Source organism: Mycobacterium sp. ENV421, assembly GCF_002887815.1.
GTDB lineage: Bacteria > Actinomycetota > Actinomycetes > Mycobacteriales > Mycobacteriaceae > Mycobacterium.
In genome coordinates this window covers 74,741-89,929 of the sequence record NZ_PDHO01000007.1, presented here as the reverse complement: position 1 = coordinate 89,929, position 15,189 = coordinate 74,741, and the positions used below count along the sequence as shown (strand labels likewise).

Sequence of the window (15,189 nt, the reverse complement as noted above, 5' to 3'; positions counted from 1 at the left end):
TCGTCGTCGACTTCGCCTGGTGCCGTTCACGGCGCTGGCAATAGCCATGGTGGTACTCGCCGCCGCGGCTCTGGTCGCCCGCGCCCGGCCCATAGCGAACATCCCGAGTCTGGTTCTGGCCGTTGGATCGCCTTATGTCTTGCTGGCCGCGCTTGCCGGCTTGATTGTGGCGGCAACGTGTCGCCAGGTCGTCGTGTCGATCAGCGCGGTGGTAGTGCTGGCAGCCACACTCGGGGTTCAGGTGTCGTGGTATTGCCTAGGCGGGTCGGCCAACATTGCTGTTTACCAAGATATCCGGGTGCTGTCGTCCAATCTGCGCCATGGTCAGGCCGACCCAGGGTTCGTCGTCAGCTTGGCTGAAGCCAACGCCGACGTGATCACGTTGTCCGAGCTGACGCCCGAGGAGGTAACGCGCCTCCAGCGCGCCGGTATCGATGAGGCATTCGCGTACTCGCACTTGCTGCCGGCCCCAGCTGCGGGCGGAATCGGGATGTGGAGCCGGTATCCGGTCTCCGTTATGTCGGCGCCCCGGCACCGCGGCGTGAGCATGCCGGCGGCAAGGCTTGAAGTTCCCGGGCTGCGCTTCGAACCACTGCTCGCCAGCGTTCACGTCTATTCACCGATCGCCGGCGACGCCAACACTGTTGCGGAGTGGCGAGGTGGAATGGCAAGCGCGAAGGTGCAATTGGATAACTTCGCGAGAACGGCAGGACCTGCCGCAGTCATCGTCGGCGGCGACTACAACAGCACACCCGACATGCGCCAGTTCCGCGACCTGCTGACCAACGGTTACCGCGACGCGGTCCAACAGAGCGGATCCGGATTCGCGCCGACCTTCCCCTCCAACCGGAAAATCCCGCCGCTGATAACGATCGACCATGTACTGACCCGCAATGCCGCGGCGGAATCCGTGCGCACCATCGAAGTACCCGGCTCGGACCACCGCGCCCTGCTCGTCACGGTCCGAGTTCCCATAGACCCCACCACGCCGTAGAAACGACAAATGGCCGCCTACCGAAGTAGGCGGCCACCGGTCGAAAAGCTTTACGCCTCTTCGGTGAAGTTCCGAGTAACGGCCGGGTCGACCGGGATGCCCGGGCCCGTGGTCGTCGAGACGGTGATCTTCTTCAGGTAGCGGCCCTTGGACGACGACGGCTTGGCACGCAGGATCTCGTCGAGCGCAGCGCCGTAGTTCTCGGCCAGCTTCTTCTCGTCGAACGAAGCCTTTCCGATCACGAAGTGCAGGTTGGCCTGCTTGTCGACGCGGAAGTTGATCTTGCCGCCCTTGATGTCAGTGACGGCCTTGGCCACATCCGGGGTGACGGTGCCGGTCTTGGGGTTCGGCATCAGACCGCGCGGGCCCAGCACGCGGGCGATGCGACCGACCTTGGCCATCTGATCCGGGGTGGCGATCGCCGCATCGAAGTCCAGCATGCCGCCCTGGATCAGCTCGATCAGGTCGTCACTGCCGACGATGTCCGCACCGGCTTCCTTGGCCTGCTCGGCCTTCTCCCCCACCGCGAACACCGCGACGCGCGCGGTCTTGCCCGTGCCGTTGGGCAGGTTGACCGTGCCGCGGACCATCTGGTCGGCCTTGCGGGGGTCGACGCCGAGCCGGATCGCCACCTCGACGGTCGCGTCCTGCTTCTTCGACGACGTCTCCTTGGCGAGCTTCGCGGCTTCCAGCGGCGAGTACAGCTTGGTCTTGTCGACCTTCTCCGCGGCTTCGCGGTAGGCCTTGCTCGTCTTGCTCATTTCGTTCTCCTAATTGATGAGGTCGTGGTCTCTGCGGGCCGATGCCAGCCCTGCCACGTGCTCGACGCCGCCCCATGCGGCGCCGAACGAATTACTCGACTTCTGTCTGGTCGATCCGCAAGCTACTCGACAGTGATGCCCATCGACCGGGCGGTGCCGGCGATGATCTTGGCAGCCTGATCAATGTCGTTGGCGTTGAGATCTTCCTTCTTGGTCTCGGCGATCTCGCGCACCTGATCCCAGGTGACCTTCGCAACCTTGGTCTTGTGCGGCTCGGCCGAGCCCTTCTGCACGCCGGCAGCCTTGAGCAGCAACCGGGCGGCGGGCGGGGTCTTCAGCGCGAACGTGAAGCTGCGGTCCTCGTAGACGGTGATCTCCACGGGGATGACATTGCCGCGCTGGTTTTCCGTCGCGGCGTTGTACGCCTTGCAGAACTCCATGATGTTGACGCCATGCTGGCCGAGCGCAGGGCCGACCGGCGGGGCGGGGTTGGCCTGCCCGGCCTGGATCTGCAGCTTGATCAGCCCGGCGACCTTTTTCTTCGGGGCCATTCGGGGTTGTTTCCTTTCTAGCGATCGCAGACAGCGATCAGATCTTGGCGACCTGGTTGAAGGTCAGTTCGACGGGTGTTTCGCGGCCGAAGATGGACACCAGCACCTTGAGCTTCTGCTGCTCGGCGTTGACCTCGCTGATCGAGGCCGGCAGCGTTGCGAACGGACCGTCCATGACGGTGACCGACTCGCCCACCTCGAAGTCCACCAGGATCTCCGGGCGTTCCAGGGTGGCCTCGGACGACGCAGCGGACGCCGATGAAGCAGCCGCCTTGCCAGGCTTCTTCGCCGCGCCCTGCGGCAGCAGGAACTTCACCACGTCGTTGAGCGACAGCGCCGTCGGCCGTGACGTCGCGCCGACGAAGCCCGTGACACCCGGAGTGTTGCGCACCGCGGCCCACGAATCGTCGGTCAACTCCATGCGCACCAGGATGTAGCCGGGCAGCACCTTGCGGTTGACCTGTTTGCGCTGGCCGTTCTTGATCTCGGTGACTTCTTCGGTGGGCACCTCGACCTGGAAGATGTAGTCGCCGACGTCCAGGTTCTGCACGCGGGTCTCGAGGTTGGCCTTCACCTTGTTCTCGTAGCCGGCGTAGGAGTGGATGACGTACCAGTCGCCCGGCTTGCTGCGCAGCTCGGCCTTGAGCGCGGCGGCCGGATCGAGCTCCTCCTCGGCGGCCTCGCCGGCGGCGTCCGTCGCCTCAGCGTCAGGCGCCGCCTCGATCTCAGGTGCGGCAGTGTCCTCGTCGATCACGTCGACGAGGGCCTCACCCGTGGGCGTGTCGCCTTCGGGGGTTGTCACGGTAGTCAGTCCTCTCTAAAAACGTCAGCGTCCGCTAGCCGAGCGTCCACAGCACAAGCTTGGCCAGGCCGAGGTCCACCCCGCCGATCAGCGCGACCATGAAGGCCAGGAACAGCAGCACCACGCTGGTGTAGCTGACCATCTGTTTGCGGTTGGGCCAGATCACCTTGCGCAGTTCGGCAACGACCTGCTTGAGGTAGTTCCAGACGAACAGGATGGGGTTGCGCGACGGCCCGGACTTGGCCTTCTTCTTCTTGGCCTTGGTCTTCGTGCCGGGCTTGTCCTCGACGCCGAGTTCTTCGGCGGTCGATTCGACTTCCTCCGGCTCGGCCAGCGCAGTGGCCCCGGCGCGCCGGGACCGCTTGCCGGTGGGACGCGCGGGTCGGGTCACGACGACGGCCTGACCGCCGTTGGTGTCCTCGGTGCCAGCCAAAGAACCGTCGCCTGCGCCTGCGGCGTCAGCACTTTCGCGCTCGTCGCTCACCGCATGCTCCTTTGTGTCGAGTACGTGTGGACTGGAGTACCCAGCCCGGTGTGCACCCTCCAGTGTCCACCATGTTCAGTCCAGCTTTATTCAGTTGGAGCAGGGGCGACAGGACTTGAACCTGCAACCTGCGGTTTTGGAGACCGCTGCTCTGCCAGTTGAGCTACGCCCCTCTGTCTAACTGCGACACTCCTCACCTTCGCAAGCTCGGGCACGTCGTTGTCGCTGTTCCCCGGCGGTTTACCCCCACATGATTCGCGCGCTCCCCGTTCGGTCAAACCCGAACCGACGGACAGCGCGCTTATCTGGGAAAACCCCGAGGTCCGAGTGTACAACGGCACACCAAGCAGGTGTTAATCCGTTGTTAGTCGTGAACGACCGGCTTGCGCAGGACCTGTCCGGTCTCCGGATCCCAGCCTGCCGAGATCGAGTTGTCACCCTCGTGCCCCATCAGTGTGGTGAACGACTCCATGATCATCTCGCCGTGCTGGTCGATGAGGACGTTGCGGGTGGTCACGATATCGGCGCCGAACCGCTCCTCAACGGACTCGATGTACATCGTGCCGCGGACGGCGTCACCCTCGACGATCGGCCGGTAGAACTTGAACTTCTGATCCACCTGGACGATCTGCAGGGTCTCCAGACCGACGTCGACGTGCTGGAAGAAGTGGTTCTGAATCATCACCGCCAGGATCGACATAAAAGTCGGCGGCGCGACCAGGCCGGAGTGGCCGAGCTCGGCCGCGGCCTTGTCGTCGATCGAGGCTGGATCGGTCGCTTTCACCGACTTCGCGTACTGGCGAACCTGCTCACGGCCTACCACGAAGGTGTCGGGGTACTCCCACACCATTCCCCGGATATCAGTCTTGAGTGCCATGGTTACGCCAACTTCGCAATCGCGACGGCGCGGCCGAAGATTTTCTTCCCACCCGTCGTGGCGACCAGCGCGATCGTCACGGTCTTGGTCTCGGGGTCAGCCGACTTCACCTTGCCGGTGAACACGATCTCGGCACCCACGCCATCGTTGGGCACCGGCACGATCGCCGTGAAGCGCACATTGAACTCGGTCACCGCACCCGGGTCACCAAGCCAATTGGTCACGTAGCCGCCGCCGAGACCCATGGTGAGCATCCCGTGGGCGATCGCGGTATCCAGACCGACCTGCTTGGCGATCTCGTCGTCCCAGTGGATCGGGTTCAGATCGCCGGACACGCCGGCGTAGTTGACCAGATCGGCGCGGGTCAGGGTGATCACCCGTTCCGGCAGCTCCTCACCCACTTTGACCGAGCTGAACTCACGCAGTGCCATCGTTGAAGCCACTCTCTCCGTCTTCCTCACTCCGCCCGGCGAGCGTCGTGTAGGTCTCCTGTACTACCTCGTCGTCCTGATTACTGACCACGTTCTTGGTGACAATGATGTCGGTGCCGTGCGCCTGCCGAATCTCGTGGACGTAGACGTCACAGTAGAGCTTGTCGCCCGCCTTGATCGGCTTGAAGAACTTCACAATCTGGTCGACCTGCACGATCTGCTTGTCGGTGACCCCGATGTTGGCGTGCTCGAAGAAGGCCATCTGAGCGGCGTAACCCAGCATCGACGTGAAGGTCAGCGGCGCCAGAATGGCGTCATAGCCCAGTTCTGCGGCTGCCTCGTGGGAGAAGAACGCCGGATCGGAGTTCTGGATTGCCCTGGCGTGCTCGCGGATCTTCTCCCGCTCGACCAAGTAGTAGTCGGGGTAGCGAAAATGCCGCCCGACCAATTCTTGGGACAAAGCCACGAAGCAGGACCTATCTAGTCAACCTCGGCACCGTTCACTGGCCGTCGTCTACGACGGCCAGCCGAAATCAGCGCGACTCTTTGTGCGGCTGGTGCTGGCCGCAGTTCGGGCAGAACTTCTTCAGCTCGAGACGGTCGGGGTCGTTACGACGGTTCTTCTTGGTGATGTAGTTGCGGTGCTTGCACACCTCGCAGGCCAAGGTGATCTTCGGCCGTACGTCAGTACTGGAGGCCACGTTCGTTGCCTTCTTTCACGTTCTCGTTTGCGTCTACCTGTAGCGGTGGGGAGGCTCGATCTCCCGACCTCACGATTATGAGTCGTGCGCTCTAACCAGCTGAGCTACACCGCCCCGATGGGCACTTGCGGAGCTCCGCGGCGCCCAGAGGTCAGCCACGAGATCCGAGTGTCCACCGAGCCCCCTAACGGAATCGAACCGTTGACCTTTTCCTTACCATGGAAACGCTCTGCCGACTGAGCTAAGGGGGCGTGACCCGCGAGCGACGTACAGCCGTGGGCCTTAAAGAGGGTACAGCCTGCGGATGGGCTCAGCCAAACCGCTCGTCGGCGAGCTCGACCGGCCCCCCGAGGCCGCGCTGACCTGGTCGGGCGGCGACGCTTACTGTGAAGCCATGGCATCGACGGATCGTCTGTATTTCCGCCAACTGCTCTCCGGCCGGGATTTTGCCGCCGGCGACATGATGGCGCAGCAGATGCGCAACTTCGCCTACCTGATCGGTGACCGGGAGACCGGCGACACCGTCGTGGTCGATCCGGCTTATGCAGCCGGCGACCTGGTCGACGCGCTCGAGGCCGACGGTATGCATTTGTCCGGGGTGCTGGTCACTCACCACCACCCCGATCACGTTGGTGGGTCGATGATGGGCTTCACCCTCGCGGGCCTGGCCGAGCTACTCGAGCGGGTCGAGGTGCCGGTCCACGTCAACACCCACGAAGCCCTCTGGGTTTCGCGGGTCACCAGCATCCCGATGAGTAGCCTGACCGCCCACGAGCACGGCGACAAGGTTTCCGTCGGCGCCATCGACATCGAGCTGCTGCACACTCCGGGTCACACGCCGGGCAGCCAGTGCTTCCTGCTCGACGGCCGCCTGGTGGCCGGCGACACGCTTTTCCTGGACGGTTGCGGGCGTACCGACTTCCCCGGCGGCGACGTCGACGAGATGTTTCGCAGCCTTCAGCAGCTTGCCGCGCTTTCCGGCGATCCGACGGTGTTCCCAGGGCACTGGTACTCGATCGAGCCCAGCGCCGCACTGTCCGAGGTCAAGCGGTCCAACTACGTCTACAAGGCGTCGAGCCTGGACCAATGGCGCACACTGATGGGCGCCTGATACTTCCAATTACGTTGGCAATAGCCATAATTAGCTATGGCCGACACCCTGTATGCCGACGTTTCGGAGTGGCAGGTCGGCGTCAACGACACCTATCCGTATCCGGTGTTGTGTATCCGCTCCAATGACGGCACCTACCGCGACTGTCACTGGGTGAACAACTACGGCTGGTGCCTGAGCAATGTCGACAGCGGGCGCCTGACCTTCTTCATCGTCTACTTCGTGTGGCGGCCGAATTGGCGCGAGACCGTGGAGACGTTCAAATCCCAAGTGCGAGAACCACATCCGAAGATGGCGGTGATGATCGACGTCGAGTCATGGGGCGGCCAGATCTCCGGTGACCAGTCCGCGGGGATCAACGCGGCCTACCGCGAGGTTGGCGCCTTCGTAGGCTCGACCGCGAAGGTGATCGGCTACGGCAATGTCGGAGACCTGAATCGGTTGTGGCCCACCAAACCGGACGGCATCCGACTGGTCGTGGCCTCCTACGGCTCGAATCCGCCCTACCCGGGCAAAATCGCCCACCAGTACACCGACGGACAGGGCTACGGCGGCGGGCTACCGGAAGGGGCGCCGCCCTTCGGCCGTTGCGATATGAACTCGGCGGACGGCCTGGCCGCGCCGCAGTTCGCGCAGGCCTGCGGCATTTCTCCGGTACTGCCGGTCACGCTGGCTGTGCGCCGGCGACGCGCGTCGATGGCGGCGAGCCCGTACGCGCTGCAACGCCGATTGGCCCAGCGCGACAATAACTTTCGATCTCGTCAATACTGAGGACGTCGGTTTGCTGTGATATACGCATGGGGTGGAAAACGCGAGTGATCTCGCGGATCTGTGGGGAGATGTCACCGGAGTCGGGGCCGGCACGTGGTTGGCGGTCGCCGCCTGGGCAGCAGTGCTGCTGGGGCTGGCGGCGTTGATCTACGCGCATCGGCAGATTCGTCGACAACAGAGAGTCAACGCCAAGCAGGCTCGGCCGCACGTCGCGATGTTCATGGAGCCGCACTCCGCGGACTGGCATGTCATCGAACTGGTCGTCCGCAACTATGGCAGCACGGCCGCCTACGACGTGGGCTTCGCCTTTCCGAAACCCCCCACGGTGGCTCGATATGAGCATACCGAGGACGGGTTCACCGACATCGTGGAACTGACTCTGCCCCAAAGCATTCCCGAGCTCGCACCCGCGCAGGAGTGGCGCACGGTGTGGGATTCGGCGCTTGATCGCAGCCAGTTCGGCGAGTCGATCGACTCGCGGTTCGAGGGTTTGGTTTCCTACCACGACCAGCCCGAGCCGCAGGGCTGGTGGGCCAGGACCTTCGGGCGCAAGCGAACGGTGTACCGCACCAAGGTGGCGCTGGATTGGGACACGCTGCAGCCGGTGCACCGTGTCGAGATGATGACCGGACACGATCTGGCCCGGCGCGAGCGCGAGAAGCTCGAACTGTTGCGCAACATGCTCGACTACTTCCATTTCGCCACCAAGGAAACGCGCGTCGACGTCCTTCGCGAGGAGATCGCCCGGATGAAGCGCGCTGCCGAGGAAACTCAGAGCCGATGGCGGCGGGAGAGGTCCGAGCAGCCCACCGACATCGTGCGCCTGCCCCGGCACGGGTAGGCGGGATTGCCTCTTGGAAATCGGAACTTCGTTACGTAACGTCGGTACGAAATTAGACGCTGCGACGAAGGAGCATCCATGAGCGGGTCGGTCAGTTATCGCAAAGATGACGCAGTCGCGGTGATCTCGTTGGACGACGGCAAGGTCAACGTGCTGAGTCCGGCCATGCTGAAGGAGATCAACGACGCTCTGGATCGCGCCGAGGCCGACAACGCCGGTGCTGTGGTGATCGCAGGCAATGACCGCGTCTTCAGCGGCGGCTTCGACCTGAAGGTGTTCCGCTCCGGCGACATCGACGCCTCTGTCGAGATGCTGCAAGGTGGGTTCAACCTGTCCCACCGGCTGCTGTCCTTCCCCAAGCCGGTCGTCGCGGCGATCACCGGCCACGCGATCGCCATGGGATCCTTCCTGGCGTGCAGCGTCGACCACCGAATTGCCGGTCCTACCTACAACTTTCAGGCCAACGAGGTGGCGATCGGGATGGTGCTGCCCTACCCCGCCCTGGAGATCATGCGGCTGCGGCTGACGCCGTCGGCTTACCAGCAGGCGGTCGGTCTGGCCAAGAACTTCCTGGGCGAAACCGCGTTGGCCGGCGGCTGGATCGACGAGATCGCAATGAACGAGCAGGTTTTGGCGCGCGCCGAGGAAGCCGCGCATGAGTTCACCGCACTGAATGCCAGTGCGCATCTGGCCAGCAAGCTGCGCGCCCGCCAGGCCACCCTGGACGCGATGCGCGACGGTATCGACAACATCCGTTCCGAGTTCGGAATGTAGTAGTTCGTGCCCAGGGTCAAGCAGCGCACTCCCGAGCTGCGCGACCGTGTGGTCGACGTGGCGGTGAGCACGCTGTGCGAAGACGGGATGTCGGGCTTCACCACCCGCCGCGTCGCCGAGCGTGCCGGCACCTCCGTGCCCGCGGTCTACGAGTTGTTCTCCGACAAGGACGGACTGCTGCGGGCGGTGTTCTTTGAAGGTTTCCGCAGACTGGGCGGTGAGCTCGTCGCAATCCCCGAGACGACCGACGAACTGGGCGATCTCCGGGCGGTGATTCCGGTGTTCCGCCGGTTCTGCCTCGACTACCCGCCGCTGGCCCGAGTGATGTTCAGCAGGCCGTTCCAGGAGCTCGACCCCGACCCCGACCAACTGGCCACCGCGCCGACGGTGCGGGAGATTCTCGTCGGGAAAGTGCAGCGGTGCATCGACGCAGGCTTACTGGCGGGCGACGCGGTCGACATCTCACACGTATTGCTCGCCCTGGCCCAGGGATTGGCCGTCCAAGAGGCCGGGCGCTGGCTGGGTACGTCGACATCGTCGGTCGATCGGCGTTGGGACGTCGGGGTGCAAGCGGTCCTCGCGGGCTTTCACGCCTGAGTCACCCGGGGGCGGCGCTACGACTTTTTGCTGGGGATCACGATGATGACGATCAGCGTCAGGATCGAGAAGAACAGGCCAAGAATGCCCCAGCCGAACGGATTTCGCCCCTTGACGCCGGCGATGACGGCACAGACGACCGCGGCGATGATGCTGCCGATGGCGACGAAGATGCCTTTGATACCGCGGAGGATGAACCCCGCCGCTTCGATGTTGTCGCTGGCCGCCAACACGACGCTGTGCAACATTCGGGCCTCCTTTGTAGGTCGGCTCTGGTTTCCCATTCGAAGCCCGAACTAACCGCAGCGTCAGCGCAGGGTTGCTGCCAACCACCTGTCAATGCGGTCGGCCACGGACTCCCAGCCGCGCTCGAGCATCATGTTGTGACCCATGCCGGCAAACATCACCGGCTCGGTGCGGTAGGCCCGCGCGGTTGCGGCAACTTCCTTGGGCGTGAAGAACCCGTCGAGCTCGGCGCCGAGCACCAGCACCGGAGCGTTGACGCGCCTGGGTCGGGCGAGGTGGCGGAAGAGCAGATCGCGGTACAGCACCCGGGCGCTTTCGGCGCTCAGCCGCGACGTGCACGCGTCGACGATCTCGTCGGGGGTGGCTGAATGATAGAAGGTTGCCCGTGAAACACCCTGCGCTGCAAAGAAATCTAACGGCCTACTGAAGGAACGCGTGCGCACCGACTGGCGCCGATGTCGCCACGCCACCCGCACAGTCGCGGGCGCGATACCCGTCGGCGGGGCCGACGCGACCAGCACCGCGGCCGGCGCATCGTGAACTGCCAGGTATTTCTGCACCACGAATCCGCCCATCGAGTGACCGATGACCACCGGCGGCACCGGCAGGCGATCGGCGACGGTCTTCACATCCTGGACATAGTCGAGGACGCCACAGGAGTTGATCGGCACAGCCGACGGGCTGGCACCGTGACCCCGCAGGTTCAGCGCAAGAGCGTGATAGCCGCGCTCGGCGAAATAGTCGAGAAAGTGGTCGTCCCAGCACCAGGCCCCGTGAAAGGCCCCGTGCACGAACAACAGCGGTGTGGGCTGTGTGGCGGTGTCCCCGCCCTTGGCGATCACCTCGAGCACAGCCGCACCTTATCGACGCCGGCCGCTGTTTGGCGGACGAATGCGGCGGTAATAGATATTCGGTGATCTGGCTCCTGCAGCTGCCCGCGCCGCTCGTCGGGTTCGTGGTGGTCATCATCACCGTCGGACTGGCTGTGTTGGGACTCGTGGTGAGCCGACGCATCCTTCCGCAGCGTCGGTTGGCACGATCGGGTTCGGTGGCCGGCCACGTGTTCGACCTGGCCGGGGTGCTCTACGCCGTGCTGGTTGCCTTCGTCGTCGTGGTGGTGTGGGAGCAGTTGAATCAGGCTGAGCGGGGCACCGAGGCCGAGGCGTCGGCCATCTCAGATCTGCTGCGCGATTCGACGGGCTTGCCGGTCGCCGACCGGGCCGAGATTCAGCGGAGCCTGATCGACTACACCAACGACGTCATCGACGACGAATTTCCCCGCATGCGACGCGGCGAGACCATCGAGCAGCAATCCGAGCACCTGACCGCGGTGTGGAACAGCTTCCTGCACATCGAACCAGCCAAGCAGAGCGAGATCGCGTTCTATCAGCAATCCATCGCCCGGCTCGACGAGCTGGGCAGCGCGCGCAAAACGCGAATCTCCGGCAGCCAGTCGGAGATTCCCGGCGAGTTGTGGGTGTTGCTCCTGGGCGGCGGCATGGTGATGCTGTTGTTCACCTACACCTTTCCCTCCTCCGACGTCGTGATCCACGGCGCGTTGATCGCGCTGGCCGGTTCCCTGCTCGCATTCGTTCTCTATCTGACGTTTGCGATGGAGCATCCGTTCGTGGGTTCCATCGCTGTCCAGCCGACGGCCTACGAGAACGTCCTGGACACCTGGTCTCAACTAGCGGGGAAGTGACGCAGTTCGAGCCGGCCGGCCGGGTACCGTGCGGCGGATGGGACGTGTCGACGGCAAGGTTGCGGTGATCACTGGTGCCGCTCGCGGGATGGGCGCGGCCCATGCCCGGCTTCTGGTCAGTGAGGGTGCCAAAGTGGTCCTTGGCGATGTGCTCGACGACGAAGGCGCGGCGGTGGCGGCTGCCCTCGGCCATGACGCCCGGTACATCCATCTCGACGTCTCCGATCCCGACGACTGGGCCGCGGCCGTGGCGCTGGCCCTGCGCGAGTTCGGTACCCTCAATGTGCTGGTGAACAATGCGGGCATCGTCTACCGGCGCACCCTGAAGAACCTGGAACGTGAACGCTGGCAACGAGTTATCGACGTCAACCTCACCGGGACCATGCTCGGCATCAAGTCCGTGATCGAGCCGATGACCGATGCGGGCGGCGGTTCCATCATCAATATGTCGTCCATCCAGGCGATGCGCGGCACCCCGGGCAACCACGGCTACGTCGCATCCAAATGGGCCATCCGCGGGCTGACCAAATCGGCCGCACTCGAGCTGGCGGCCAACAACATTCGGGTCAATTCGCTGCATCCCGGCATGATCCGCACCCCGATGACCGCACACATGCCCGACGATCTGGTCGCCGCCCCGATGGGTCGCCTCGGCGAGCCGGACGAGGTGTCGTCGTTCGTGTTGTTCCTCGCCAGCGATGAATCGTCCTATGCCACCGGCTCGGAGTTCGTGATGGACGGCGGACTGATCACCGACGTCCCGCACCGAACGTTCGAGTAGTTAACCGACTGCGGCACAAACACATCGGTGGGGACCATGCGGTCCCCACCGATTTTGTGTCAAGCCTCTCCGGTCAGAATCCCGGGTGGTGCTGGTCGAGCTGGTTGTGTGCCGACAGGTCGGCGCTCGCCTGGCTGTGCGACGCCGCGCTGTCGTGGCTCGTGTCATACAGCGAGTGACTCGAGTAGTCGGTGCTCGCATGCGCCGACTGGTCGTACGTCGAGTGATCGGGCACCGGAGTCGCCGCGGCGTGACTCGACGCGTCGAAGGCTGAATGCTGGTCAACCGTCGCCGAGGTGTGGCTGCTGTCAACCGAACTCGAGCCACCGGCGTTGGCACTGCCCTGCGTCGTGGTGATCACCGAACCGCCGTTGGATCCGGCCGCGACCTGTCCGCCGCCGGTGGCCGAACCACCGGTGTGGATGACGCTGCCCTGCGACGGGGTGGTCGCAGAGTTGTGAGTACCTGTCGACGCGGTCGCGCCAACGCCGGTGTTGACCGTGCCGTGGCCGCCCAGGGCCGCGGTGTCGTGGCCCAGGATGTCGGCCTGACCGCCAAAGGCGTTCTGGAACGACGTGTTTCCGCCCGCCGACACGTGGTCGGCCGCTGCCGAGCCACTCGTCGCGCCGGCCGCCTGAACCGAATTGTGCAGATTCAGGCTCGTCGCCTCGTGGTTGAGGAAGTTCGAGCTCCCACCACCGGAGGCACTGGCCGCGCCGGCGATGCTCGACCCACCGCTGATCCCGGTCTGGCCGCCAGCGTGCGCGGCCGACGTCTCCGACGCCGCGACGTGGGTCTGGCCGCCGACCACTCCGCCGAGATTGGTCTGCCCACCGAACCCGGCGGCGACGTTGGTCTGACCACCAAGTGCCGCACCGTCGTTATGCAGGAAGCTCGCTGCCGCGGTGTTGCTCGCCGCCACCTGAGCGCCAGCGGTCGCACCGCCAAGCGGACTGGTGAAGGCCGCGGCAGTGGTGCTGCTCGCCGCGGCATTGCCGGCTGCAGTCACACCAGCACCACCGAGACCGATCGCTCCGCCACCGGCCGCAGCCGTCTGGCCGCCGATGCTTGCGCCGCCGAGCGGGCTGGAGAAGCCGACGTTGGACGTGCTGTTGAAGTTCGCATTCTCCTGAGCGCTGAGACCGGTGCCGACATTCGCCGAGCCGCCGGCGCCGCCACTGGCACTGGTGTTGGTGCTGCCGCTGAGGGTGGTGCGCCGGTCGGCGTCGACCTCGTTGGTGCCGATCACCCGAGCGCGGTCGTTGATCTGTGCACCACCGGCGAGCTGGCTGCCGCCACCGGCGGCGAAGTTGCTGCCTGCGTTGACGCCGCCGCCGAACTGACCACCAACGTGACCACCAAAACCGGTCTGTCCGTGGACATTAGCGCCTCCGCCGAGACCGGCCCCGGCACCTGCGCCTGCCGCTGCGGCGCCACCGAGTTCCGCACCGCTCTGGAAGCCGCCACCGAGCTCGGCGCCACCGTTGAAGCCGGTGTTCACACCGAAACCACTGTGCCCACCAAGCTCGGCACCACTCTGGAACCCGCCACCCAACTCAGCGCCACTCTCGAAACCGCCACCAAGCTCGGCGCCACCGTTGAAGCCGGTGTTCACACCGAAACCACTGTGCCCACCAAGCTCGGCACCACTCTGGAACCCGCCACCCAACTCAGCGCCACTCTCGAAACCGCCACCGAGCTCAGCACCACCGTTGAAGCCACCGCCGGCACCGAAACCCGTGCCCAGGCCGACGCCCGTCTGGCCGCCAATCTCAGTGCCACCCTCAAAACCGCCACCCAGGCCGGCATTGACACCACCACCGAGCTCGGCGCCACCGTTGAAGCCGGTGTTCACACCGAAACCACTGTGCCCACCAAGCTCGGCACCACTCTGGAACCCGCCACCCAACTCAGCGCCACCGTTGAAGCCACCGCCAGCACCGAAACCGGTGCCCAGGCCGACGCCCGACTGCCCACCAATCTCAGTGCCACCCTCAAAACCGCCACCGAGGCCGGCATCGAAACCGCCACCGAGCTCAGCGCCACCCTCGAAACCACCGCCAGCACCAAAGCCAGTCCCAATACCCGTGCCCAGGCCGACGCCCGACTGCCCACCGATCTCGGTGCCACCCTCAAAACCGCCACCCAGGCCGGCATTGAAACCACCACCGAGCCCGGCGCCACCGTTGAAGCCACCGCCAGCACCGAAACCGGTGCCCAGGCCGACGCCCGACTGCCCACCGACCTCAGTGCCACCCTCAAAACCGCCACCAAGGCCGGCATCGAAACCACCACCGAGCTCAGCACCACCCTCGAAACCACCGCCGGCACCGAAACCGGTCCCGAAACCGCTGCCCAGACCAACCCCAGTCTGGCCACCGATTTCGGAGCCGCCGCCAACCGCAGCGCCCAGGCCGGCGTTGAAGCCCGCCTCGACCTCGACGTTCAGTCCGGCTTGGAAGCCGGCACCAATTCCGGCGCCCAGCCCGGTCTGCAGACCTCCGCCGGTGTTGAATCCGCCGCCAAGCCCGGTACCGAGGCCGAGGCCGGTCTCCACACCGCCGCCGACTGCTCCGCCGAGGCCGAGGCCGGTCTCGACGCCACCGCCGAGCGCTGCACCGAGTCCGGCACCGAGGCTCTGGCCCAGGCCCACGCCAAGTCCGTCGCCGACAGCTGCAGCCAAGCTGGAGCCGCCGTCGACCCCAAGATTCAGCGCCTGGTCGGCGACCGCACCGGCAGCCGCACCGGGGGCTGACAGGAGCCCT

At 65.1% G+C, this 15,189-nt stretch carries 20 protein-coding genes and 3 tRNA genes; 9 read left to right on the top strand and 14 right to left on the bottom strand.

Annotated features, from left to right (window positions below):
- The first annotated feature begins 19 nt into the window (after nucleotides 1-19).
- The gene (locus CRM90_RS11285) at nucleotides 20-994 is read left to right on the top strand and encodes an endonuclease/exonuclease/phosphatase family protein (RefSeq protein WP_233209281.1); all 975 of its coding nucleotides are present in this window, start codon (nucleotides 20-22) and stop codon (nucleotides 992-994) included.
- A gap of 50 nt (nucleotides 995-1,044) precedes the next feature.
- On the opposite strand, the gene rplA is transcribed toward CRM90_RS11285, so the two are convergent.
- The 11 genes from rplA to CRM90_RS11230 all read right to left on the bottom strand — a co-directional run bounded on the left by rplA (nucleotide 1,045) and on the right by CRM90_RS11230 (nucleotide 5,852).
- Nucleotides 1,045-1,755 carry a 50S ribosomal protein L1 gene (rplA, locus tag CRM90_RS11280; protein ID WP_102807063.1) on the bottom strand — a complete coding sequence of 237 codons (711 nt, stop codon included), beginning with the start codon at nucleotides 1,753-1,755 and terminating at the stop codon, nucleotides 1,045-1,047.
- A 122-nt stretch (nucleotides 1,756-1,877) separates the two neighbouring features.
- Complete coding sequence (gene rplK, locus CRM90_RS11275) at nucleotides 1,878-2,306, bottom strand: 50S ribosomal protein L11 (protein WP_036343413.1); 429 nt, start codon at nucleotides 2,304-2,306, stop codon at nucleotides 1,878-1,880.
- Between the two features lie 37 nt (nucleotides 2,307-2,343).
- Nucleotides 2,344-3,060, bottom strand: coding sequence for a transcription termination/antitermination protein NusG (gene nusG, locus CRM90_RS11270; RefSeq protein WP_502693264.1), 717 nt, complete (start codon nucleotides 3,058-3,060; stop codon nucleotides 2,344-2,346).
- 82 nt (nucleotides 3,061-3,142) lie between these two features.
- The gene (gene secE, locus CRM90_RS11265; protein ID WP_102807061.1) at nucleotides 3,143-3,592 is read right to left on the bottom strand and encodes a preprotein translocase subunit SecE; all 450 of its coding nucleotides are present in this window, start codon (nucleotides 3,590-3,592) and stop codon (nucleotides 3,143-3,145) included.
- 100 nt (nucleotides 3,593-3,692) lie between these two features.
- Nucleotides 3,693-3,765: transfer RNA gene (locus CRM90_RS11260), tRNA-Trp, on the bottom strand.
- A gap of 191 nt (nucleotides 3,766-3,956) precedes the next feature.
- Complete coding sequence (gene hadC, locus CRM90_RS11255; RefSeq protein WP_102807060.1) at nucleotides 3,957-4,469, bottom strand: (3R)-hydroxyacyl-ACP dehydratase subunit HadC; 513 nt, start codon at nucleotides 4,467-4,469, stop codon at nucleotides 3,957-3,959.
- 2 nt (nucleotides 4,470-4,471) lie between these two features.
- The gene (gene hadB / locus CRM90_RS11250) at nucleotides 4,472-4,900 is read right to left on the bottom strand and encodes a (3R)-hydroxyacyl-ACP dehydratase subunit HadB (RefSeq protein WP_102807059.1); all 429 of its coding nucleotides are present in this window, start codon (nucleotides 4,898-4,900) and stop codon (nucleotides 4,472-4,474) included.
- Nucleotides 4,887-5,366, bottom strand: coding sequence for a (3R)-hydroxyacyl-ACP dehydratase subunit HadA (gene hadA / locus CRM90_RS11245; protein WP_102807058.1), 480 nt, complete (start codon nucleotides 5,364-5,366; stop codon nucleotides 4,887-4,889). The genes hadB and hadA overlap by 14 nt, the downstream gene beginning before the upstream one ends.
- A 67-nt stretch (nucleotides 5,367-5,433) precedes the next feature.
- On the bottom strand, nucleotides 5,434-5,601 hold the full coding sequence (gene rpmG / locus CRM90_RS11240; RefSeq protein ID WP_005143733.1) for a 50S ribosomal protein L33: 168 nt from the start codon (nucleotides 5,599-5,601) through the stop codon (nucleotides 5,434-5,436).
- 40 nt (nucleotides 5,602-5,641) lie between these two features.
- A tRNA-Met gene (locus tag CRM90_RS11235) sits at nucleotides 5,642-5,715 on the bottom strand.
- Between the two features lie 64 nt (nucleotides 5,716-5,779).
- Nucleotides 5,780-5,852 (bottom strand) — tRNA-Thr (locus CRM90_RS11230).
- Between the two features lie 143 nt (nucleotides 5,853-5,995).
- On the opposite strand from CRM90_RS11230, the gene CRM90_RS11225 reads away from it, so the two are divergent.
- The 5 genes from CRM90_RS11225 to CRM90_RS11205 all read left to right on the top strand — a co-directional run bounded on the left by CRM90_RS11225 (nucleotide 5,996) and on the right by CRM90_RS11205 (nucleotide 9,695).
- On the top strand, nucleotides 5,996-6,712 hold the full coding sequence (locus CRM90_RS11225) for an MBL fold metallo-hydrolase (protein ID WP_102807188.1): 717 nt from the start codon (nucleotides 5,996-5,998) through the stop codon (nucleotides 6,710-6,712).
- A gap of 36 nt (nucleotides 6,713-6,748) precedes the next feature.
- Nucleotides 6,749-7,483 (top strand): glycoside hydrolase family 25 domain-containing protein, encoded by a 735-nt coding sequence (locus CRM90_RS11220; protein ID WP_102807057.1) that lies wholly within the window; start codon nucleotides 6,749-6,751, stop codon nucleotides 7,481-7,483.
- Nucleotides 7,484-7,514: 31 nt separating this feature from the next.
- On the top strand, nucleotides 7,515-8,324 hold the full coding sequence (locus CRM90_RS11215) for a DUF8453 domain-containing protein (RefSeq protein WP_102807056.1): 810 nt from the start codon (nucleotides 7,515-7,517) through the stop codon (nucleotides 8,322-8,324).
- Nucleotides 8,325-8,402: 78 nt separating this feature from the next.
- Nucleotides 8,403-9,098, top strand: a complete 696-nt coding sequence (locus CRM90_RS11210) for a crotonase/enoyl-CoA hydratase family protein (protein WP_102807055.1) — start codon at nucleotides 8,403-8,405, stop codon at nucleotides 9,096-9,098.
- A gap of 6 nt (nucleotides 9,099-9,104) precedes the next feature.
- Nucleotides 9,105-9,695, top strand: a complete 591-nt coding sequence (locus CRM90_RS11205; protein WP_102807054.1) for a TetR/AcrR family transcriptional regulator — start codon at nucleotides 9,105-9,107, stop codon at nucleotides 9,693-9,695.
- Between the two features lie 17 nt (nucleotides 9,696-9,712).
- Here CRM90_RS11205 and CRM90_RS11200 read toward each other — a convergent pair whose 3' ends face one another.
- Together CRM90_RS11200 and CRM90_RS11195 are read right to left on the bottom strand one after the other, a co-directional pair.
- A complete protein-coding gene (locus tag CRM90_RS11200; RefSeq protein ID WP_102807053.1) occupies nucleotides 9,713-9,943 on the bottom strand; it encodes a deoxyribodipyrimidine photolyase in 231 nt (76 codons plus the stop codon).
- 60 nt (nucleotides 9,944-10,003) lie between these two features.
- The gene (locus CRM90_RS11195) at nucleotides 10,004-10,792 is read right to left on the bottom strand and encodes an alpha/beta hydrolase (RefSeq protein WP_102807052.1); all 789 of its coding nucleotides are present in this window, start codon (nucleotides 10,790-10,792) and stop codon (nucleotides 10,004-10,006) included.
- Nucleotides 10,793-10,854: 62 nt separating this feature from the next.
- Between CRM90_RS11195 and CRM90_RS11190 the strand changes: the two genes are divergently transcribed.
- Both CRM90_RS11190 and CRM90_RS11185 read left to right on the top strand, forming a co-directional pair.
- Complete coding sequence (locus tag CRM90_RS11190; RefSeq protein ID WP_102807051.1) at nucleotides 10,855-11,643, top strand: bestrophin-like domain; 789 nt, start codon at nucleotides 10,855-10,857, stop codon at nucleotides 11,641-11,643.
- A gap of 37 nt (nucleotides 11,644-11,680) precedes the next feature.
- Entirely contained in the window at nucleotides 11,681-12,424 is a 744-nt protein-coding gene (locus CRM90_RS11185) for a glucose 1-dehydrogenase (protein ID WP_102807050.1), read from the top strand.
- Between the two features lie 73 nt (nucleotides 12,425-12,497).
- Here the strand turns inward: CRM90_RS11185 and CRM90_RS30945 are convergent, their stop codons facing one another.
- The gene (locus CRM90_RS30945; RefSeq protein WP_102807049.1) at nucleotides 12,498-13,925 is read right to left on the bottom strand and encodes a hypothetical protein; all 1,428 of its coding nucleotides are present in this window, start codon (nucleotides 13,923-13,925) and stop codon (nucleotides 12,498-12,500) included.
- A 12-nt stretch (nucleotides 13,926-13,937) separates the two neighbouring features.
- On the opposite strand from CRM90_RS30945, the gene CRM90_RS30940 reads away from it, so the two are divergent.
- Nucleotides 13,938-15,179: a hypothetical protein gene (locus CRM90_RS30940; RefSeq protein WP_102807048.1), complete on the top strand. Its 1,242-nt coding sequence runs from the start codon at nucleotides 13,938-13,940 to the stop codon at nucleotides 15,177-15,179.
- Nucleotides 15,180-15,189: the final 10 nt, after the last annotated feature.